The 20,690-nt window shown below is 52.3% G+C and carries 16 protein-coding genes; 14 read left to right on the top strand and 2 right to left on the bottom strand.

Annotation, left to right across the window (positions count from 1 at the left end; translation table 11 throughout):
• Position 1: 1 nt before the first annotated feature.
• On the bottom strand, positions 2-2,272 hold the full coding sequence (locus tag MKZ15_RS19970; protein WP_339817591.1) for a helix-turn-helix transcriptional regulator: 2,271 nt from the start codon (positions 2,270-2,272) through the stop codon (positions 2-4).
• A 324-nt stretch (positions 2,273-2,596) separates the two neighbouring features.
• Between MKZ15_RS19970 and MKZ15_RS19965 the strand changes: the two genes are divergently transcribed.
• The 4 genes from MKZ15_RS19965 to MKZ15_RS19950 all read left to right on the top strand — a co-directional run bounded on the left by MKZ15_RS19965 (position 2,597) and on the right by MKZ15_RS19950 (position 7,323).
• Entirely contained in the window at positions 2,597-3,535 is a 939-nt protein-coding gene (locus MKZ15_RS19965) for an ABC transporter permease subunit (protein ID WP_213623714.1), read from the top strand.
• A gap of 36 nt (positions 3,536-3,571) precedes the next feature.
• Positions 3,572-4,450 carry a carbohydrate ABC transporter permease gene (locus MKZ15_RS19960; protein WP_213623715.1) on the top strand — a complete coding sequence of 293 codons (879 nt, stop codon included), beginning with the start codon at positions 3,572-3,574 and terminating at the stop codon, positions 4,448-4,450.
• Between the two features lie 254 nt (positions 4,451-4,704).
• Complete coding sequence (locus tag MKZ15_RS19955) at positions 4,705-6,234, top strand: DUF3502 domain-containing protein (protein ID WP_339817586.1); 1,530 nt, start codon at positions 4,705-4,707, stop codon at positions 6,232-6,234.
• A 42-nt stretch (positions 6,235-6,276) separates the two neighbouring features.
• A complete protein-coding gene (locus MKZ15_RS19950) occupies positions 6,277-7,323 on the top strand; it encodes a glycoside hydrolase family 130 protein (protein ID WP_213623717.1) in 1,047 nt (348 codons plus the stop codon).
• Positions 7,324-7,397: 74 nt separating this feature from the next.
• On the opposite strand, the gene MKZ15_RS19945 is transcribed toward MKZ15_RS19950, so the two are convergent.
• Entirely contained in the window at positions 7,398-7,883 is a 486-nt protein-coding gene (locus MKZ15_RS19945; protein ID WP_339817584.1) for a DUF6803 family protein, read from the bottom strand.
• 237 nt (positions 7,884-8,120) lie between these two features.
• Between MKZ15_RS19945 and MKZ15_RS19940 the strand changes: the two genes are divergently transcribed.
• The 10 genes from MKZ15_RS19940 to MKZ15_RS19895 all read left to right on the top strand — a co-directional run bounded on the left by MKZ15_RS19940 (position 8,121) and on the right by MKZ15_RS19895 (position 20,679).
• Positions 8,121-9,215: a glycosyltransferase gene (locus tag MKZ15_RS19940; protein ID WP_339817582.1), complete on the top strand. Its 1,095-nt coding sequence runs from the start codon at positions 8,121-8,123 to the stop codon at positions 9,213-9,215.
• Entirely contained in the window at positions 9,212-9,853 is a 642-nt protein-coding gene (locus tag MKZ15_RS19935; protein WP_339817580.1) for a glycerol-3-phosphate acyltransferase, read from the top strand. Before MKZ15_RS19940 ends, MKZ15_RS19935 begins: the two co-directional genes overlap by 4 nt.
• Positions 9,854-9,957: 104 nt before the next feature.
• Positions 9,958-10,131 carry a hypothetical protein gene (locus tag MKZ15_RS19930; protein WP_167521272.1) on the top strand — a complete coding sequence of 58 codons (174 nt, stop codon included), beginning with the start codon at positions 9,958-9,960 and terminating at the stop codon, positions 10,129-10,131.
• Between the two features lie 153 nt (positions 10,132-10,284).
• Positions 10,285-12,000 carry a histidine kinase gene (locus MKZ15_RS19925; RefSeq protein ID WP_339817577.1) on the top strand — a complete coding sequence of 572 codons (1,716 nt, stop codon included), beginning with the start codon at positions 10,285-10,287 and terminating at the stop codon, positions 11,998-12,000.
• A gap of 136 nt (positions 12,001-12,136) precedes the next feature.
• On the top strand, positions 12,137-13,711 hold the full coding sequence (locus MKZ15_RS19920) for a response regulator (protein ID WP_339817575.1): 1,575 nt from the start codon (positions 12,137-12,139) through the stop codon (positions 13,709-13,711).
• A 187-nt stretch (positions 13,712-13,898) separates the two neighbouring features.
• Positions 13,899-14,819, top strand: a complete 921-nt coding sequence (locus tag MKZ15_RS19915) for an ABC transporter permease subunit (protein WP_155607790.1) — start codon at positions 13,899-13,901, stop codon at positions 14,817-14,819.
• Positions 14,820-14,878: 59 nt separating this feature from the next.
• Positions 14,879-15,814 carry a carbohydrate ABC transporter permease gene (locus MKZ15_RS19910; protein WP_339817572.1) on the top strand — a complete coding sequence of 312 codons (936 nt, stop codon included), beginning with the start codon at positions 14,879-14,881 and terminating at the stop codon, positions 15,812-15,814.
• Between the two features lie 70 nt (positions 15,815-15,884).
• Positions 15,885-17,471 carry an ABC transporter substrate-binding protein gene (locus MKZ15_RS19905; RefSeq protein ID WP_213623723.1) on the top strand — a complete coding sequence of 529 codons (1,587 nt, stop codon included), beginning with the start codon at positions 15,885-15,887 and terminating at the stop codon, positions 17,469-17,471.
• 90 nt (positions 17,472-17,561) lie between these two features.
• Positions 17,562-19,634: a beta-galactosidase gene (locus MKZ15_RS19900; RefSeq protein ID WP_339817568.1), complete on the top strand. Its 2,073-nt coding sequence runs from the start codon at positions 17,562-17,564 to the stop codon at positions 19,632-19,634.
• Between the two features lie 4 nt (positions 19,635-19,638).
• Positions 19,639-20,679 carry an arabinogalactan endo-1,4-beta-galactosidase gene (locus tag MKZ15_RS19895; RefSeq protein WP_339817566.1) on the top strand — a complete coding sequence of 347 codons (1,041 nt, stop codon included), beginning with the start codon at positions 19,639-19,641 and terminating at the stop codon, positions 20,677-20,679.
• The last annotated feature ends 11 nt before the right edge of the window (positions 20,680-20,690 follow it).

Raw genomic sequence — 20,690 nt, 5'->3', positions numbered from 1 at the left:
TTTATTTCATGTCCTTCTTATGCGATCTCCGATACTGAGCCGGAGTCATTCCGTACACCTTTTTAAAGACGGAGTAGAAGGTATTTAAGGAGGAAAACCCATAGTTTTGGATGATCGGTTCGATCGGCGAATCGGAAGCCAGTAACTCGCGGCAAATCAAATCCAGCCGTCTTTCCGAAATCGTGTCCGTGATCGATCGGTTCGTCTCCGCTTTGTATAAGCTACGCAGATAGTTCACGGACAACCCCAGCTCATCGGCCAGCATTTTAGAGGAGAGGTTAGGATCGTTAAGCCGTTCTCCAATCAGACGGTCCACTTGCTCGATCAGCACCGCGTTCCTGGACAGGCTGCGAACAGCCGTGATGTCCTCCAGCGTTTTGTCCAGCAGCTTTTCCATCCAGAGGGCTACGCTTTCAAGCGTCTCTAGCCGAATGATCTGATTTTCGAGCGAGGTCAATCCCCATGAGCTAGGCAACGGCTGATGCAACTGATCCTGCATCAATCGGCGCATATCGTTAAACAAAGCGATCAGCGACATTTTACACTCAAAATAGGGCAACTCCCTCAGCGTTTCTACGGCAAAAGCCATGATCTGCAGTACCGAATCCCGGTTCCCTTTCTGGATTGCTTGCGCCATTTGGCGCTCCTTCTCCAGCGGAAGATGGAATAGCAGGCTGGGGGCGCCGGACAATTGGCTCATAAGAATCATCGCGCCGTGACCAAACCGGAATCGCTCCTGCGTTAATTCGTAGGTTTCCAAATACACCTCGCGCATGTCGGTCAGGCTATGGAGCGTTCTGCCCCAGGCAACGGTCGTTCCGATCGACAAGTATTGTTGCAGCAATTCCTGTGATCCGCGCAGCTTGTCCGGGAAATCAGGGGACAGTGCTGCCGCAGACAGGACGACGGCGATATGATCGTTCCCCATATCTACCGTTTGCAGCCGGTGATCCGAGGCTTGCAGCGACTCCTGGATAATATTCGCCATCGCGAAGCGGAGCAGCCTACGGTCTTTCTCTGAATAGATCCCCGTAAATTCAACAAAGCGGTCTATCCGAAAAATCGCAATAGACAAATTGGTTTCTGGCAGATCGATCTCCCACTCCTTGAAATGCCTGCGGATTTCAGCAGGGGAGCCGGCCTCGTCGCCTAAAAATTCGCGCAGAAACCGTTCCTTGCCAAGAATTTTGTTGTGTCGCCAATGCTCGGTCAATTCATCGATCTGTTCTTTTTGGGCTGTAAAGACACTGGATAAATAATCAAGCTCAGTTCCCGACTTACGATCCTCTAGCCGCTCGGCCCGATACTGGCGCATGACACTGCTGACCAATTCCTGAATGGGAGAGTATACCCGCTTGGAGATCAGGACGATGACGGTCAGCGAAGCAACGAACAGGCCTAGAAACAAGAGCAGACTGATGTTGCGGAGCACGGCAATCCGGCCCAGAATGACCGCCTTCGGAATGCTCTCAATGAAGGTCCAGTCTTGAATGCCTTTAATCGAAGTTGTCGAGTAAACCATAAGCTGTTCTTCCTGATCATGGAGCTTAAACAACTCCCAGCCGGATTTTCTTAATCCCCCCTGATGGCTAAGCTCCACAATTTGCTCGCCGCTAAGGCGGGCCGTGCTGAACACCTCTTCATTCCGGTCATTCAACACGGTAACTTGCCGGTTGGGATAGTTCGAATTGTTCTGAAGCAAGTTCATTAATTTATCGGTATCTATGTTCATGACGAAGGCGGAAATGGAACTGCCCTTTTCGTACAGTCTGACGATGGTGATCACCTTTTTGGTGGCCTTACCGCTAAGGGGAAGCGTCAGTGTTCTGGGTAAGGGGACGGCCCCGTCCGCCAGTCTCGAATCGCGTAACCGCTGCAAAATATCCTGGTCGTAAAAAGTGACTGCGTCATTGATACCCAAACGGGAATCGACCACCGTGTCAGTGTAGTCGTTGATCAAGTAGACCGAATCGATCGCGGGGTTGGCGTTTTTGATCTCCCCCAGCCGGCTCCATACGTTATAAGTCTCAAAATCCGTGTAATGATCGGAGAGCGCGTACACTTTCAAGTCGCTGTCATTGCTCGAGGCGTAGCTGTAATCCAAGGACCATTCCATGAGTCCGGCTGTACTTCGGGCGCTATTTAGCAGAAGCGATTCGGAATGATCGCCGATTTCCTTCAGCAGCGTTCTTGACGACTGCCAGTACAGCAGCAGGAAGGAGAGGGCCAAGACGAGTACGTTTGCGCCGACAAAATAGAAAATGATTTTCATGTAGGTCGGATGCTTCCTGAATGAAGCGAGGAGTGGAAAACTTAATTTCGACATGCTGGAACCCCCGTCATATCTCTCTCTTAGTTAAAAAGGTAGTACTAAAGCGCAGACTTATTGTAGCATATTGCGACTTTCGGTCAGCAAAATCGTTCCTTTTTGGAAAAGTGATGCTTTTGGGAAAAGGCGAAATCCGCGCTTGCGGGAAGAATCCGAGTTTGCCGGAATTGTCTTCTTGATCGCGGACTTGTTATGGTGACGACATCGGACCGCAGACAACAAAACGCCGGTATCCGATCTTAGACACACAAGGGAGGACATGAAACCATGCAGTACGATCGGAACAAAGGGAGAGGATCCAAACTAAAACATATCGCTCGAAATCCTTTCCTATACGTGATGGCTGTGCCCGGCCTGTTGTTTTTCCTCGTATTCAGTTATCTTCCCATCTACGGGATCACGATTGCATTTAAGGATTATGACTTCTCCAAAGGGATAACGGGAAGCGAATGGGTCGGCTTCAAAAATTTCGATTATTTCTTTACCTCGGACGATTTCTGGACTGTCCTGCGCAACACCTTAGTGCTGAACGCGCTGTTTATCTTCTTTACGACAGTGGCCGCCGTACTTATCGCGCTGATGTTCAATGAAATTCGTAACAAGTATTTTAAGAGGATCTCGCAATCTCTCATCTTCCTGCCATATTTCATGTCTTGGATCGTGGTTGGGATGATTGTCCAGTCCATGTTCGGCGGTGAAGAGCCAATGCTTAACACTTGGCTGCAAAATCTCGGCATGGAACCCGTCAACTGGATGTTTGAGTCGAAGTTGTGGCCCGCTATTCTTACCGTGATTCGGGTCTGGCAAGGGGCGGGGTATTTATCGATTATTTTCCTGGCGGCGATTACCGGTATTCCGGAGGATTTATATGAGGCGGCCCGCATCGACGGAGCCTCCAAGCTGCAGATTATGCTCCGCATCACGCTGCCGTTGCTGGTGCCAACCATTATGATCATGACGCTGCTCGCCGTAGGCAAGATCTTCAATGGGGATTTTGCGATGATCTACGCCATTATCGGGGACAACTCCCTGTTGTATCCGACAACCGACGTCATCGATACCTTCGTGTTCCGCTCGATGAGACAACTGCACGATTTCGGAATGTCTTCGGCGGTCGGGCTGTTCCAATCGGTGATGGGCCTGATTTTCGTGCTCGTTGCCAACGGGGTGACTCGCAAGGTATCTAAAGAATCCGCATTATTTTAGAGGTTGTTGAACGCACACTTTTTAGGAGGCAAAATGATGAGACAGAGTGTACCGGACCGAATTTTTTCGGTGACTGCCTATACGATCATTCTATTGTTCACCCTATTCTGTCTGTTTCCCTTTCTGCTGATGGTCATCGGTTCTTTCACCGATGAGGGCGAACTGATCGCGCATGGGTATACCTTATTTCCGCAAAAGTTTTCTTTGGCCGCGTACGAAGCGGTGCTTCAGTCAGATGTCTTGTTCAGCGGCTACCAAGTGACGGTTCTGGTCACCGCCGTCGGGGCGCTAAGCGCGCTTTGCATTTCGGCCATGCTGGCCTACTCTTTGGCGAATAAACGGAATGTCCTACGGACGCCTTTCCTGCTCTTCTGCTATCTGCCGATGTTGTTTTCGGGAGGCATCATTCCATTCTATATCGTAGTCAGTCAATGGCTGCATTTGCAAAATACCGTCTGGGTGCTTATTCTTACACTGTTATGCCAGCCTTTTCTCGTATTTCTGCTGGTCAGCTTCTTCCGCACCGTTCCCGAGGAACTGGAGGAAGCTGCCCGGATCGACGGGGCCAACGAAATGAGGATTTTCTTTCAGATCATCCTGCCGATCTCGAAGCCGATTCTGGCTTCCGTCGGCCTGTTCTATGCCTTGAATTATTGGAATGACTGGTTTATGGGACTCATGTTCGTGGATAATGAAAAGTTGTTTCCGCTGCAGTTAATTCTGCGTCGAATGGTATCCAATATGGAGGCCGCGAAAAACCTGATTCCTTCGGGCGCAGCCATCGCGATCACGCCTCCAACTTACGGTGTGCGCATGGCAACGACTGTTCTGACGATCGGCCCCATTATCCTGCTGTACCCGATGCTGCAGAAATACTTTGTGAAAGGCCTCACTGTCGGGGCTGTGAAAGGGTAACCGAAGATTCCGGCATTAACCGGAATCTTCCGGTTAAGCATAGATGATCTATTAATAATGTTGTTCAAAAGTCATCTTTTGATCACGAAGCGGGTCAGGAAGTGGCGTCGACTTCGAATCTTGAATTCAGCCGGGACCTCCGTTGCTCACGTACCCAAAACGTACGCTCCACTACTCAGTCCCTAGCTTTATCCAACCTTCTCGGTGCTAAAAACCTGACTTTTGAACACGCAATTAACAAGGAGGTCAACAAAATGAAATTCAGAAAAATGTTTGGCACAGCCATGGCTACCGTACTGGCTTCAGCGCTTCTGCTGGCCGGTTGCGGAGGCAACGGCGGGAATACGGAGCCGGGCAATGCAAATGCGGGTGCAGGTGCTGCTACCAATGCTCCGAAAGAAATCGTGGAATTGAAGGCCTATCTTCCGGGGGATAAACCGGTTGGTTTCGATGAGGTGTTGCAGGCTGTCAATGACAAATTAAAAACGGACAACGTCGGCGCCTCGCTGAATATCAACTTTCTCCCGTGGTCGGATTACGGCAATACAGTAGCGGTCAAAATGTCCGCCGGCGAGGATTTCGACATGTACCTGGATGCGCCATGGCTGTCCATGAACCAGATGATCGCCAGCAATTCGCTCCAAACGTTGGACGCTATGGTAGAGGAACGGCCTGAGCTGAAGGCATCCATTCCCGACGAGATGTGGGAATACAACAAGTTCGGCGGCAAAATTATGGGTATCCCGCTCGGAACGACACAAGGATCGGTATACGGTCTGCTGATCCGCAAGGACTTGCGCGAAAAATACGGGTTGCCCGAGCTGAAAACGCTCGCCGATCTGGAGAAGTTTTTGTATGCGGTTAAGGAAAACGAAAAGGATATCAAACCGTTTGTCATCAACGGAATTAAAGCGGACAAATTGCCGTTTATCCTAAGCGATTCCGCCAATATGGCGCAGGATGAAGTGCTTGAAATCGGCGTCAACATGTTCGCTTATTCCACCAAAGACAAGAAAGTCGTCGGACAATGGGAGAGCCCGATGATCGCGGACGCTTTTGAACGCGTTACCAAGTTCTATAAAGACGGCATCTTGTCCAAAAACATCGCCCAGGAGCAAAATGCCGAAACCTTGTTCAAACAAGGCAAATACGCGGCTACTTATTATGCGGCTGACGGTGTGGAAGGGCTCAAATATGCGGAAATGCTGAAGGACGGAAGCGATAAGCTGGAGGTTTTCGTGCCGAACGGCGATAAGGCTAAACCGTATACCGCCTTCCAACAATGGAATTTCCTTTGCATACCAGCATCTTCCAAGCATGCCGATCTGGCTATGGATGTTGCCAACTGGCTGTCGATCAAGGAAAACCACGATTTAATGGAATACGGTATCCCAGGGAAGGATTGGGAACCCGTCGGAGATACGAGTTATAAGGTGCTTTCGGGTTATGTTTTCCCAGGCTATACGCTGACCTGGCGTCCGACGCTCAACCGCACACCGGATACTATGATGGCGGATGACAAGAAGTGGTTTGATTTCTCCGCCGACCCGGCTAACTTTACCCTCAGCCCTACGGCGGGATTCACCTTTGATGCTGAAAAAGTGAAAACCGAATACGCCAAAATCACGCCGTTCCACGACTCTTTATTCCTGCCTCTCGCCCAAGGCGTATTGCCTGCGGATAAAGGCAAAGCGATGTTAGAGGAGAAAATCATGGGCGTAGGCGGACAGAAAGTCATCGATGAGATTCAAGCGCAAATCGATGCTGTGGTATCCGGCAAATAACACGCTATTATACAGAATGAAATGAAAAGAGGTACTTCATCTATGAATGTTAAACGCTGCGCGCATAATCCCGTGATCCGAACGGAGGAGGTCAAGCCCTCGCGTCCAGATTTTAAAGTCTTGGGAGCATTCAACGCCGGTGTCGCCCAATACGAAGACGAAACGATTCTACTCCTTCGCGTCGCGGAAGCGCCGGTTTCGGTCCGGGTCGGTGAAGTGCTTGTTCCGCGGTTAAACGAAGCGGGTACCGAGGTGATCGTGGAGCGTTATGAGGATACCGATCCGCGTTACGATTTCTCCGATTCACGCTTTGTGGCGATGGACGGACAAGTGGTCATGCTTACGTCTCTTTCCCACCTCCGCGTCGCAAGAAGCAAGGATGGCGTTCACTTCGACATTGATCCACAGCCTGCCCTGTTCCCGGAGAATGCCTTGGAGGCTTGGGGGATTGAAGATCCTCGAGTAACCCAAATCGGGGATACGTATTACATCACCTACAGTTCCGCGTCCGTTCGCGGCGTTGGCGCAGGTCTGGCGGAAACGAAAGACTTCCGCACGTTCAAACGTCACGGGCTGATGTTGGCTCCCGAGAATAAAGACGTCATGCTGTTTCCAGAAAAAATCGGTGGCAAATACTATGCGCTGCACCGTCCGGTTCCGAAATCGTTCGGGGCCCCCGAGATGTGGATTGCCGAATCGCCGAACCTCTTGCATTGGGGCAACCACCGATTTCTAATGGGCCTAAGCGAGAAGGGCTGGGATTCGGCGAGAATGGGCGGCGGCGCGGTTCCGATCCGTACGGAGCGCGGCTGGCTCGCTCTGTACCACGGGGCGGATGCCAACCATCGTTATTGTATGGGGGCAGTGTTGCTTGATCTGGAAGATCCGGGGAAAGTCATCGGGCGATCGATTCGTCCGATTATCGAGCCGGAAGCGGATTATGAGGTGAACGGATTTTTCGGCGGGGTCGTGTTCTCCTGCGGTGCGTTGCTGGTCGGGGATATCGTCCGCATGTATTATGGTGCGGCCGATGAAGTGATGGCGGTCGCGGATATTCCGCTGGACGACATCTTTAGCACGTTATCATAAAATCATAGGGTTAGAAGAAATTCAGCATCAGATGCAACAAAAAGCCCCTTCCATCCGGAAGGGGCTTCGCTCGCTTAATGGGACATCCCGGCCATCCCGCCGACGATTTCCGGATTGACCATCCCGAAGATCATGGCGATATGGGCCACGATCAGGAATCCGCTGACGAGGATAAAGTGCAACTTTAGCTTCTCGTCCTCGGATCTCTTGCGGCCAATGACGCCAAGTTCTAGCAGCGCCAACGGCAACAGGAAGAACGCCCCGCTCAAGTAGAACCCGACAGCCACGACGTCTACCCAGGTGTGCCACTCGCCGCTAACGGTCAAAGGAATGAACGCCGTAGGGAACAGGTAGAGGAAAATGCCGGTAAAATAAAGCCCCGCCAGGATGCTGCAAATTTTATTGAAGGTGTTGAGGCCGCCCTGCCGCCCCCGATTAAACAAAATGATAAATTCGGTGACGGTGATCGTCTCTGCAAAAATGACGGGGATGGCCATGAATAAAATCAGGTTCCAAGGCTGATTATCCGCTAGCAAAGACATGTAGTGCGTCATGCTCATGTGTCGTTTCCTCCAAGTAGGTTATTTGGTTCACGACCCATTCTACAGAGCAATTGTGTGGAAAGTATGGAGAACCTGTGTGGATTTTATTGCCCGGATTCGTTGAAAAATTTGGGAAGGTCGACTACACTAGCGGTAGTCTCACATACTTTTTCGGACATCTATGCTATTACGGACATAGAATACTCATATACGTGATTTCACTTTATTTCCGGTAAACGGAGAGGTGGGGCAGCGATGGGAGTTTGGATCGTATTGGCAATCGGGTGGATTGCGGGATGGATACTGTTTCGGAGAGTCGTGCTTCCCAGACAGGAAGCGCCGTATTGCGGCGGTGAAAAGGTGTCGGTCATCATCCCGGCGCGGAACGAAGCCGGGAATTTGCCGCAGTTGCTAGGTTCGTTACAGCAGCAAACCTGCCCACCCTATGAGATTATCGTGGTGGACGATTTTTCTGAGGATGAAACCTATGACATTGCCACGGACTACGGGGTACACGTGATCCGGAACGAGGCTCTTCCTCCCGGCTGGACGGGGAAGACCTGGGCGGTTTGGAACGGGTATCGGCAATCGACCGGCGATGTGATCGCCTTCTTGGACGCTGATACCCGCCTGGCCCCCCGAGCACTAGAGTCATTGCTGAGAGCACGGGCCGAGGCGGGCGGTGTCATTTCTGCGGTGCCTTTTCATGTGACGGAGAAGTTTTACGAACGCCTGGCGTTAATTACGAACGTCCTGGGCGTATTTGCATTTACTTCGCCGTTTGAACGAAACAGCCCGAACAAGGGGCTGTATGGCTCCTGTATCGTAACGACGCGCCGCGATTACGAGGCGATCCAGGGCCATGACAGCATCCGTTCGGAGCTGTTGGACGATTTGAACCTCGGCGCCAAATTCCGGGCGGCGGGGATCCCCGTGTCCAATTATCTCGGCGGCGGCCTCGTCTCCTTCCGCATGTACCCGAACGGGATTCGCAGCGAGTTGGAGGGATTTGGCAAAGGCGCGGTGCTGAGCACTGCCAAGCTGCGGCCCGCCACCACGCTGCTGGTTGCCGCGTGGCTGATCGGGCTGATCGCATCCGAAGGCGCGTTGTTCCTTTGGAATACGTCATGGCTTTATCCAGTGCTGACCGGATATTTGTTGTATGCAGCGCAGCTTTATTTCCTGGTGCGTGATGTCGGGAAATTCGGCAAATTCATGCCCCTGATTCATGTGTTGTCCACGGTATTCTTCCTGGTGGTGCTCATCTATTCAGCTTATCAGGTGACGTTTCGCGGATCGGTCACCTGGAAAGGCCGAGACGTGCAGGTCGGAAGCAGGGGAGACCGATGATCCTCTGGCTGGCTGTCGCCGAGTTCTTGTGCGGGGCGTTGATGTTCTCTTATTGGCTAGGCAAGTTGGTCCGGAAGGATTTGAAGCATGTGGGGGACGGCAACCCAGGGGCGTTTAATTTATGGCGGGCCGCCGGTTACCGCTGGGGTTTGGCGGGGATTCTGCTGGACTTCTTGAAGGGGTATGTACCTCTGGCGTTTCTGGTGGAATCGGGAACGCTGGGGTTGGATTATGGGATGACCTTCGTCGCCGCCGCGCCGATTCTGGGCCACGCCTTTTCCCCGTTCCTCAAATTCAAGGGAGGTAAGGCGATCGCGGTGACATTCGGCGTTTGGAGCGCGCTAACCCGATTCGAGGCGGCGCTGGTCTACGCGGTCATTCTAGCGGTGTTGCTCGCGGCTTTTTCCTTCTATAAAAAGGGTAAATATGCGTCACGGGAAGCCGACGGGCTCCAGGTTGTGGCGGGGATGGCGTTATTATCAATCTATCTCTTGGCTGCGGGCTACTCTCTAGCCATTTGGGGCGTCTGGCTGGTGAACCTGTTGGTGATGGCTTACGCCAATCGGCAGTCGATTCGGTCCTTCCTAACCGGAAAAGGCGGAAATCTCCCTCGTTCCGGTGATGGGGTAACGTTGTGATTGGTGGATGCGGCCAACTATGGAAATAAAATAGAAAACAAGGTATATATTGGGTGTTAACTAGAAAACCTATAAACAACTTGATACGGAAGGAGCAAAGCTGTATGGATGCTACTCTAGGAGCGGATGAAGTTGTCCGCCGAATCAAAAGGTTGCAGAGTGATGGGGTTTCGCTAAGCAAAAAGCAGGTCAAGCAAAACGATCCGGAGTTAATGCGCAACGCTTTGTTTTATTTTCCCAGCTGGGAACATGCCGTAAAGAACGCCGAAGTTTTATAAGGAATACCCTATAAACCAATTTGGGTTGGCCAAGAGAAGGCCATCGACCCAGATTGGTTATTTTTTTGCTGTTTATTTTCCGGACAAGGGCCGATATGATGGATATGTGGTTTAGTGTAAGCGATTAAATAGATGAGGAAGCCTGGCGATCCGATGAAAAAATACATTCCCTTCACTTACAAAATGTTGATTCCCTACTTGCTGCTTGTGCTGTTGACGGACGCCATCATCGGCTACGTATCGTACACGATGCTGATCCAGTCCCGGACGGAGATGGCCGAGACGAACATCCGTACCGGCATGGAGCAGGCTCGGAACAACATCCGTTACCAGATGGACGAAATCCAGCGGATGTCGGACACATTATTCAGCGATTTGGCCTTTCAGCGAGCGCTGCAGGCGAAAGGCGAACCCTATGACATTTATCTGGTGATGCTCGACGAGATTGTTCCGGAAATCACCGCTCCACTTAAGTTGTTTGGGAACGATATCCGGCTGATGCTCTATACGCTGAACAGCGAGCTCAACATTGTGTCGGGCGATAACTTGGAAGAGCCGATCAAGGACAGCGATTATTACATCCTGCCGTTTGAGGATATCAAAGACAGCGCTTGGTATAAAGAGTTCAAGGATTCCGAACGAGACAACATTTGGTTACAGATCGACACCGATCAGCGGCTCGGGAACATCTCCCACATCCGCCGGCTGGTTTCGTACAGCGGGAACATGACCGTGATCGGTTACGTTCGCATCACCGCTTCCCTAGATGACTTATTTGGCGACTTCTCTACCTTCCCCGTCGAGCAGGGGATCACCGTGCGATTGATTGACGTTGCGTCGGACAGCGCCCTGCTCTACCAACGGGGCAACGCCGAAGTTGGGGCCCCGCATGACGACTATTTAAGCCTGCACGAACCGATTCCAGGATCAGATTTTGTCATTGAAGCGCTGGTTCCAAAAGCGTACCTGACCAAAGATGCCGGCAGGCTGCAGCGCGTTATTTTTACCGTATGCGGGATCAGCTTCATCGGCATGGCGTTTATCGGGTATATTGTGGCCCGGTTGTCCGGCCGGAAGATGAAGCGGATTGTTTGGCTCGTCCGCTCGTTTCAGGAAGGCAATTTTCAGAAGCGGATTCGCTTCTCGGGGAATGACGAATTCGTGCATATCGCCGACGCTTTTAACGTCATGGCCGCCAATATCCAGGGGCTGATCAACAGCGTGTACGTGCAGGGAATCCAGAAGAAACAAGCCGAGTTGGAGGCGCTTCAGGCTCAAATCAATCCGCATTTTTTGTATAATACGTTGTCGACGATCAGCAGTCTAGCCAATCTGGGCGAAACGGCTAAAGTGACGGACATGGTTCAGGGCCTATCGCGGTTTTACCGGCTGACCTTGAATCAAGGAAACGTATTTACGCCGCTGGAGAATGAATTGATGCAGGTGGAGACCTATCTGGACATTCAACGGGTGAAATACGCCGGCGCTTTTTCCGTCTACATGGACGTGGATCCGGAGGTTCTCCAGGTGCAGGTGATGAAGCTAATCCTGCAGCCGTTCGTGGAAAATACGTTTAAACACGCCTGGTTTGGCGAATCCATCGCGATCGTCATTACGGGGAAACGGCAAGGCGATAACCTGGAGTTGAAAGTGATCGACAACGGGATAGGGATGAAACCGGAAACGGCGCAGCGACTGTTAATCGGTCCAAGTCAATCCGGCGGATACGGGGTGAAGAACGTCAACGAACGGATCAAACTCCGCTACGGCGACAAGTACGGGATCCGTATCGCCAGCATCTACGGCGGCGGGACGACAGTTCAAATCGTTCTTCCGGCGAACCCCGAGGAGCTTCCATCCATGGAATAGCTTTGGGGAATCGAGCGATTCCAGGCAGGAAATCGGTGAATTTGTATCGTTTTTCATTGCAAACCGCTATGTTCAGGGCAAAGAACGACAAGTATGCTCGAGTTAAGGAGCAAAAATACCAGAAGGAATGACGGCCATGAATATCAACGTATTACTTGTCGACGACGAGGCAGTCGACCTCGAGTGGCTGCGCCGCAGGGTGCTGAGCAGCGGATTGAACCTGCAGGTCGCTGCAACGGCCAATAACGGCTTTAATGCGCTCAAAGCAATGGAGCAGGAGCGGATCGATTTGATTCTGTCCGATATCCGCATGCCGATTATGTCGGGAATCGAGTTCGCCCGTAAAGCCAAGGAGATTCACCCGGGGGTCAAAATTGTATTTATCAGCGGCCACGAGGATTTTGAATATGCCAAAGAGGCGATAAAGATCAGCGCATCGGGGTATTTGCTAAAACCCGTAGAAGATCAGGAGCTCTACAAAATGCTTGGCGAGCTGTGCGATGCGATCGAAGCTGAACGGGATCAAGACCGAACGTTTACGGAGGCGCTTACACTCGTGAATGAGGAATTACTTCTCCGCTGGTTGAATGAGATTTCTCCGGAGCAGGTGGAGGGTCATATTCGCGGATTTCTGCGGAACCTTTTCCAAACCGGTACGGCGGCGGCTCTCGTGGAAATCGACGATCTGGAGTGGAAGACCGGCGATATGCCGGAGGAGGAACGGCGCAAGCAAATTCAGAAGGTCATGGCGTTCATCCAGCATTATACCAAGGAAATCAAGCTGGGCACGTTTATCGTCAGTCAACCGACACGGTTTGTCCTGCTCGCTTCCGTTCCGGAAACGGCGTTTCTGGAGCTGTTGGAGGAGTTGATCCGGGCGATTCGAGGGATTTCCCCGTTCTCCGTGACGGTTGGGGTCGGAGGTTTCGCATGGGACGAAGAGGGACTGCGGGCTTCCTATCGACAGGCACAAGCGGCGCTCAGCGCCAAGTGGCTGGTCGGCAAGGACCGGCTAATCCGCGAAAGCCGGGTGCACTCGGGCGAAAGCCGCTTTGCCGGGGCTCGGACGGATGAGATCCTTGAACGGATGCTGAAGGCGATTTTGCAATATGACCTTGTTGCGATCGACGACTGCTTGCTGGAGCTGTTTTACCAAGGTTCTCCGCTGGCCCAGAAGAACGATGTGTACGATTTGATCATCCGGATCACGACTCAGCTGCATGCCGATCTGCGCGAAATTAATGAGAATCTGTATGAGCTCTTGAAATGGGATTCGCACCAGCCGGTGCTGCTGTTCCAGTTCGAGACAATCCATGATATTACGTCCTGGCTGCGGAAGCGGTTCTTCGAATTGTCCGAGCTGTTGTACGTGAAGAAACAAAAGCAGAAACGCAAGTTGATCCAGGAGATCATGGTGCACGTCGAAAATAATCTCGAGCAAAAAATGACGTTAAAAGACGTCGCGGGCCATTTCGATTTCACACCCAACTATCTGGGATACTTGTTTAAGGAAGAAACCGGCCGTCATTTCACCGACTACCTGAACGAGCTCAAAACGAAACGCGTTTGCGAGCTGCTGACCGATCCAACGCTGAAAATCTACGAAATCGCCGAGCGGATGGGCTACAAGAACATCATTTACTTTAACCGGCAGTTTAAGCAGGCGACCGGGATGACGCCCGGGGAGTACCGGAAAACGAACAAAATATAAACGGGTTTAATATACTTCACTGACCTTGCCCTCACCGGTATTTTTGCGGAGGCAGGTCTTTTCTATTTTCGGCAAACTTCGTCATCGTGGAATTTGTATTAGTTTTTGTTGTTTCGCTGAATCCCGGTCGAAAGCGCTCTCCACTATACTGAAGAATATAGAGACAACCAAGAGGGGAGTTCGAAACATGAAGCAAAGCGGATTTTGGAACGACGTAAAGAAATATAAAGTTCTGCTGCTCATGCTGACGCCGGCCGTCCTGTTCTTCCTGCTATTTGCCTATGTGCCGATGGCGGGGATCGTCCTGGCATTCAAACAGTACAACTACACGGGCGGGGTGTTCGGAAGCCCGTGGAACGGGCTCGATAACTTCCGGTTTTTCTTCGATTCCGGAGATGCTTGGCGGGTAACTCGCAACACGGCTTTATACAATATCGCCTTTATCGTGGTCAACAATGGGGTTCAAATTTTTGCGGCGATCCTGCTGTTCGAGGTGGCCGGCAAATGGTTCCGCAAAATTACGCAAACGGTGATGTTCTTGCCTTACTTCATCTCCTGGGTTGTCGTTGGCGCGATCGCCTATAACCTGTTTAACTTCGATTACGGCACGATTAATGTCCTGCTGAATGCGATCGGGTTGGAATCGATCGACATTTACAACACGGCCGCCTATTGGCCGGTGATTCTCGTCGTGGTATCGGCATGGAAAACGCTTGGCTACGGGACGATCATGTACCTTGCAGCCATCACGAGCATTGATACCGAGATGTATGAAGCCGCCGAAATCGACGGCGCTAACGTTTTCCAACGGATTCGCAAAATCACGATTCCGAACCTCTATCCGACGGTCATCATTTTGGTGCTGCTGGCGATCGGGAATATTTTCCGCGGGGATTTCGGAATGTTCTATAACATGGTTGGCAACAACGGCTTATTGTTCTCCTCGACCGATGTCATCGACACCTTCGTGTTCCGGATGCTCACGACCTCGAACGAGATCGGGATGTCTGCCGCGGCGGGATTCTACCAGTCCATTCTGGGCTTCGCGACCATTATGCTGGCGAACTATGCCGTACGCAAATACGACAAGGACCGCGCTTTGTTCTAAGCATGTGCAAGAGCAACCGGATGAAACAACACGATTGATACGAGTGGAGGTTAACGCTTATGAGTACGATGGCACCAAACTTGCAACCGGCCGCTAAGCCGGAGGCCCGTAAACGCAAATCGATGGACCGACTGCTGCTGCAGATTATCGGATATATTGCACTCACTTTGCTGGCAGTTTTCTGTCTCTTTCCTTTCATCTTGGTCATTTCCTCTTCCCTGACGGAGGAGAGCAAAATCATCGAGAATGGGTTCCAGCTCATCCCAACCGCGTTCTCGCTGGAAGCTTACGGCATCCTGTTCAAGTATCCGCAGGAAATGCTGAAGGCGTACGGCATCACGATTTCCGTCACCCTGCTGGGTACGTTGTTTGGGTTGTTCCTCACCTCGATGACAGCTTATGTGCTGGCACGCAAGGATTTTAAATGGCGCAGCCACTTCTCGTTCTTCTTCTTCTTCACCACGCTGTTCAGTGGTGGGCTCGTGCCGTGGTACCTGCTGATTGTCAATTATCTCGATCTGAAGGATACGCTGATCGTGCTGATTCTGCCGATGCTGATGAACGTCTTCTACATTATCGTGATGAAATCGTTCATGAGCAGCATCCCGGAGGCGATCATCGAGTCGGCCAAAATCGACGGAGCGGGCGATTTCTCGATCTTCCTGCGGTTTGTAATTCCGCTGTCGAAGCCGGCGCTGGCCACCATTGGGTTGTTTATTGCCCTAGGCTACTGGAACGACTGGTATAATGCGCTCTTGTTTATCTCCAAATCCGACCTGATGCCGCTGCAGTACTACCTGTACCGCTTGCTGGGCAACATGGATGGGATGCGCAAGGCCATGATGGCGGCGGGAGCTGTCGTCTCGTCGGATATCCCGACAGAGAGCCTGAAGATGGCTATGACGATCGTGGCGACTGGCCCGATCATGATTGTGTATCCGTTCATCCAACGTTACTTCGTACAAGGCTTAACGATTGGTGCTGTGAAAGGATGACCTCGGGGTAACCAGGTTATCAGATAGATTAAACTTTTATTCCATCACAATTTTAGGGGGAACATCGGTCATGAAACTGAAAAAGAAAGCAACGTTTCTAGTGGCTATGGTACTGGCGTTGACGACCTTGCTGTCCGCTTGCGGCGGCGGGAACAACAATGCGGGTAGCGGCAACACCCCGGACGCAGCGGCTCCGAACAACGCGGCGGCCAATACGGCAACAACGGAAGGCACGGTAGACACGTCTCAGGAAGTCACGCTGAAACTGTTGATGGTAGGCAGTAAGCCGGCGGATTATGACGAAGTTTACGGCGAGCTCAACAAGCTGTTGAAAGAGAAAATCAACGCAACCGTCGAAACCGAGTTTCTCGATTGGGCCGACTGGACCCAGAAATATCCGTTGAAATTCGCAGCTAATGAGGATTTTGACATCGCTTACACCGCGAACTGGGCTTTCTATAACGACCAGGTGCTAAAGGGCGGTTTCCTGGAGTTGACGGACGAGATGCTGCAGAAGTACGCTCCTAAGACTTGGGAAGCGATGCCGCAAGCCTCTTGGGATCAATCCAAGGTGAACGGCAAGCAATATATGGTGCCGAACAACAACCAAGAAGTGACCGACAAAGTCGTATTGGTTCGCGAAGACCTGCGCAAGAAGTACAATCTGGATCCGGTCAATAGCCCGGAATCCTACGCCGCTTACTTGAAAGCGATTGGCGCGGGCGAGAAAGGAATCAGCCCGTTTGGTGCGAAGCCAGCCGACGGATGGAAATGGCATGAGCTGGATCAAATTTTGCTGGAGCAGCAAAATGAATGGAACCTGGTAGACTATAACTTCCCGCTGGCTTACAAATTGGACGATGCAACGGGGAAAGTCTTCAACGTATACGATACGCCGGAATTCACTGAACTGATTAAGTATTATAAGGATTTGGCCGATAACAACGGCTGGTCCAAAAACATCGTGAGCAACAAAAACGACGTCTTCCAAGACATCAAAGCAGGCAAAACTTCCTCTTATGCGCAAAACCTGGGGACCATTTCGAGTAACGTCGGCGAAATCCGTCGCGATAAGCCGGAAATGGAAGTAACCGTAGCGGACTTGACGCCGGACAAGAAGAAAATCGGGGCCATTTCCACGCAAAACGGGATGGCAATTCATGCGACTTCCAAAAATGCAGAACGTTCGCTGATGCTCATCGACTTGCTGCAAAACGATAAGGAAATCCACGATCTGACGATGTACGGCATCGCCGGCAAGCACTACGAGCCGATTGGCGATGACAAGTACAGCCCGGGACCAAGCTTCAACAACTACAACCTGTCGGGCTACTCCGTATGGGGCTGGAACTCGCTGCTAAACCGCACGGACTCTTCCTATCCGGAAGAAGGCAATCAAATGTTGGCCGACTGGCAGTCCAAAGTGTACCACTTCCCGCTGGAAACCTTCGTCTTTGACGATTCCAAAGTGAAGAACGAAGTAGCCAACGTAGGGAATGTCATGCTGCGTTACGCAATCCCGCTGGAATACGGCCTGATCAAAGATCTGGAGAAGGGCCAAGCGGATCTGAACAAACAATTGCAAGCGGCGGGTCTGGATAAAATTCAACAAGAATTGCAAAGCCAAATCGACGCATTCCTTGCGGCTCAAAAATAAGCAAGCCAGGGTGAAAGGAGGGGACGCCCGTCCCCTCCTTTTCTTTTATAGTAACGTCGAATATAGATACGAAACGGAGAGGACAATTCCATGAGCACAAAACCGATGAAATTTCCGCCGATTAGCGACAAATTGCCGGTCTTCATGCACGGCGCCGACTACAACCCTGACCAATGGCAACACGATCCGCAGGTGCTGGCGGAGGATATCCGCTTAATGAAGCTAGCCCATTGCAATGTAATGGCCATCGGGATCTTCTCCTGGGCTTCGCTGGAGCCGGAAGAGGGCGTCTATCAGTTTGAGTGGCTGGATCGCGTACTGGACACGTTTGCCGAGAACGGCATATACGCTTGGTTAGCGACGCCAAGCGGTGCCCGCCCAGCCTGGATGTCCGAGAAGTATCCGGAGGTATTGCGCGTCGAGAAGAATCGGGTACGCAACCTCCACGGCATGCGTCATAACCATTGCTTTACGTCCCCCGTATACAGGGAGAAAGTCACGCAAATGAACATCGGCTTAGCGGAGCGTTACTCCAATCATCCGGCGGTGGTTGGTTGGCATGTGTCCAACGAATACGGCGGGGAGTGCCACTGCGACTTCTGCCAAGATGCCTTCCGCGACTGGCTTAAGCGGAAGTACGGCTCGCTGGATGCGCTCAACCGTGCCTGGTGGACGAATTTTTGGAGTCACACGTATACGTCCTGGTCTCAGGTGGAATCCCCAGCGCCACATGGTGAAATGATGGTGCATGGGCAGAACCTCGACTGGCGCCGGTTCGTATCCGACCAGACGATCGATTTCTACAAGCATGAAATTGAACCGTTAAAGCGGATTAGCCCGGACCTGCCTTGCACGGTGAATATGATGGATCTGTTCTACGGGCTGGATTACCGCGAGTTCGCGAAAGTGGTGGACGTCATTTCCTGGGACGCTTACCCGATGTGGCATGAGGCTGATTCCGACGCCGGTGTGGGTTCCTGGTTTGCTTTTAACCATGATTTGTTCCGTTCGCTAAAACAAAAGCCGTTTATGCTGATGGAGAGCACACCGTCTCTTACGAACTGGCAGCCGGTCAGTAAGCTGAAGCGTCCGGGCATGCATAAGCTGTCCTCCCTTCAGGCGGTGGCACACGGTTCCGATACAGTGCAATACTTCCAATGGCGCAAAAGCCGCGGTTCCAGCGAGAAATTCCACGGCGCCGTGATCGACCATGTCGGCCATGAGCATACGCGCGTATTTGAGGATGTTGCATCGCTGGGCCAAACGCTTGCTGGCTTAACGGAGGTGCTGGGTACCACCGTTCCGGCGGAAGCGGCCATCCTGTTCGATTGGGATAACCGTTGGGCGATTAATGATGCGCAGGGACCTCGTAACAAGGGCCTCCATTATGAAGAGACCGTCATGCAGCAATATCGCGCCTTGTGGGAGCTAGGCGTACCGACGGACATCGTCGGTTCGTTTGACGACTTCAGCGGCTATAAGCTGTTGGTCGTACCGATGGCTTATCTGCTGCGAGAAGAAACCGGAGCCAAGATGGAGCAGTTCGTGAAGGACGGCGGAACCTTGTTTGTCACGTATTGGTCGGGCATCGTTGACGAGAACGACCTCTGTCATCTGACCGGATTCCCGGGGCCGCTGCGCAAGACATTAGGCGTATGGGCAGAGGAAATCGATGGGCTGCATGACCATGACCGCAACGCCATGATTCTGGGAGACGGGAATCCGCTGGGCCTCCGCGGTACGTATGAAATCCATGAGCTTTGCGAGCATATCCACGCGGAAGGCGCCAAGGTACTCGGCGTATACCGTGACGATTTCTACGCAGGGGAACCGGTCTTGACGGTTAACGAGCTGGGCCAAGGCAAAGCGTATTATTTGGCTGCCCGTGTTAGCGACCTGGCCTTCTACGAGGCGCTATATGGCAAGCTCGTTTGGGACGCCGGCGTTCGTCGGGCGCTGGATGCCGAGCTGCCGGCTGGGGTTACCGCAACGCTGCGGACGGACGGGGCGCACGAATACGTCTTCGTGCAGAACTTCTCCGGCCGTGCCGCCTGCGTCGAGCTCGATCGCCGAAGCTATACCGATGCCGAAACCGGCCGGGCGGTAGAGGGTGCAATCGAACTGCCGGTCAATGGTATCGCGATCTTGAAGCGCGAGGTTTAAGCCGATGACGGGGTCCTTTATCAACGGGATGGACGTGTCGTTTCTGGACGAAATCGAAGCAGCCGGAGGGACGTTCACAGAGGACGGATCCAAAGAGGACTTGCTGGTCATTCTGCGGCGCAGCGGAGTCAACTCAATCCGGCTGCGGATCTGGAACGAGCCGCCTGGCGGGTTCTGCAATCTGGAACGGACACTGCTCATGGCAAAACGAATTAAGGCGTTGGGGATGCATTTTCTCCTGGATTTCCACTATTCCGACAGCTGGGCGGACCCGGCCAAGCAGTTCAAGCCGAAGGCGTGGGAGAAGCTTTCGTTTGACGAACTGGCTCATGCGGTGGGCGATTACACTACGCAGGTACTGACTGCACTGCAAGCGCAAGGAACGCTGCCGGACATGGTACAAATCGGCAATGAAATCACCCCCGGGATGCTATGGGATGACGGCAAGGTGGACGGTGAATTCGATACGCCGGAGCAATGGAAGAAGTTCGCCCGGCTGGTCAAAGCCGGCACCGCCGCAGCCAAAGCGGTCGACTCTTCGATCAACGTCATGATCCATATCGACCGGGGCGGGGATTTGCCCGCCAGCGTGGCTTTCTATGAACGGTTCCAGGAGTACGGGGTCGAGTTCGATACGATCGGACTGTCGTTTTACCCTTGGTGGCACGGGACACTGGACGATTTGCGCGCCAATCTCGCGAAGCTGGCGACCACGTTTGGCAAGGAAATCAACGTGGTCGAAACGGCGTATCCCTGGACATTAGCGAAAGGGCCGATCCCGGAACCGATCGTCCACAGTTCAGAGCAAACCCATGCCGGTTATCCGGCTACGCCGGAGGGGCAAGCCGCTTATTTACGCGATTTTCTTCAAATTATCCGAGATACGCCTGGTGGTTGGGGAGCCGGTTTCTACTGGTGGGAGCCGGCCTGGATTCCAGCCAAATCGGAGTGGTCTGTCGGACATGACAATAACTGGGCCAACCTGACGTTGTTTGATTACGAGGGGCGTAAACTGCCGGCGTTGGATGCGCTACTCCCCGTCTAGTTTGCAGTCCT

This window comes from Paenibacillus sp. FSL R7-0216 (assembly GCF_037969915.1).
In the GTDB taxonomy this organism is placed as follows: domain Bacteria; phylum Bacillota; class Bacilli; order Paenibacillales; family Paenibacillaceae; genus Fontibacillus; species Fontibacillus rhizolycopersici.
The sequence above is the reverse complement of the archived record's forward strand: the minus strand, read 5'-3'. Positions and strand labels throughout refer to the sequence as shown.

Excerpts from the sequence above, each read along its gene's own strand:
- MKZ15_RS19970 (WP_339817591.1), bottom strand. The coding sequence starts at position 2,272 with ATGAAAATCATTTTCTATTTTGTCGGCGCAAACGTACTCGTCTTGGCC.
- MKZ15_RS19965 (WP_213623714.1), top strand. The coding sequence starts at position 2,597 with ATGCAGTACGATCGGAACAAAGGGAGAGGATCCAAACTAAAACATATC.
- MKZ15_RS19960 (WP_213623715.1), top strand. The coding sequence starts at position 3,572 with ATGAGACAGAGTGTACCGGACCGAATTTTTTCGGTGACTGCCTATACG.
- MKZ15_RS19955 (WP_339817586.1), top strand. The coding sequence starts at position 4,705 with ATGAAATTCAGAAAAATGTTTGGCACAGCCATGGCTACCGTACTGGCT.
- MKZ15_RS19950 (WP_213623717.1), top strand. The coding sequence starts at position 6,277 with ATGAATGTTAAACGCTGCGCGCATAATCCCGTGATCCGAACGGAGGAG.
- MKZ15_RS19945 (WP_339817584.1), bottom strand. The coding sequence starts at position 7,883 with ATGAGCATGACGCACTACATGTCTTTGCTAGCGGATAATCAGCCTTGG.
- MKZ15_RS19940 (WP_339817582.1), top strand. The coding sequence starts at position 8,121 with ATGGGAGTTTGGATCGTATTGGCAATCGGGTGGATTGCGGGATGGATA.
- MKZ15_RS19935 (WP_339817580.1), top strand. The coding sequence starts at position 9,212 with ATGATCCTCTGGCTGGCTGTCGCCGAGTTCTTGTGCGGGGCGTTGATG.
- MKZ15_RS19930 (WP_167521272.1), top strand. The coding sequence starts at position 9,958 with ATGGATGCTACTCTAGGAGCGGATGAAGTTGTCCGCCGAATCAAAAGG.
- MKZ15_RS19925 (WP_339817577.1), top strand. The coding sequence starts at position 10,285 with ATGAAAAAATACATTCCCTTCACTTACAAAATGTTGATTCCCTACTTG.
- MKZ15_RS19920 (WP_339817575.1), top strand. The coding sequence starts at position 12,137 with ATGAATATCAACGTATTACTTGTCGACGACGAGGCAGTCGACCTCGAG.
- MKZ15_RS19915 (WP_155607790.1), top strand. The coding sequence starts at position 13,899 with ATGAAGCAAAGCGGATTTTGGAACGACGTAAAGAAATATAAAGTTCTG.
- MKZ15_RS19910 (WP_339817572.1), top strand. The coding sequence starts at position 14,879 with ATGAGTACGATGGCACCAAACTTGCAACCGGCCGCTAAGCCGGAGGCC.
- MKZ15_RS19905 (WP_213623723.1), top strand. The coding sequence starts at position 15,885 with ATGAAACTGAAAAAGAAAGCAACGTTTCTAGTGGCTATGGTACTGGCG.
- MKZ15_RS19900 (WP_339817568.1), top strand. The coding sequence starts at position 17,562 with ATGAGCACAAAACCGATGAAATTTCCGCCGATTAGCGACAAATTGCCG.
- MKZ15_RS19895 (WP_339817566.1), top strand. The coding sequence starts at position 19,639 with ATGACGGGGTCCTTTATCAACGGGATGGACGTGTCGTTTCTGGACGAA.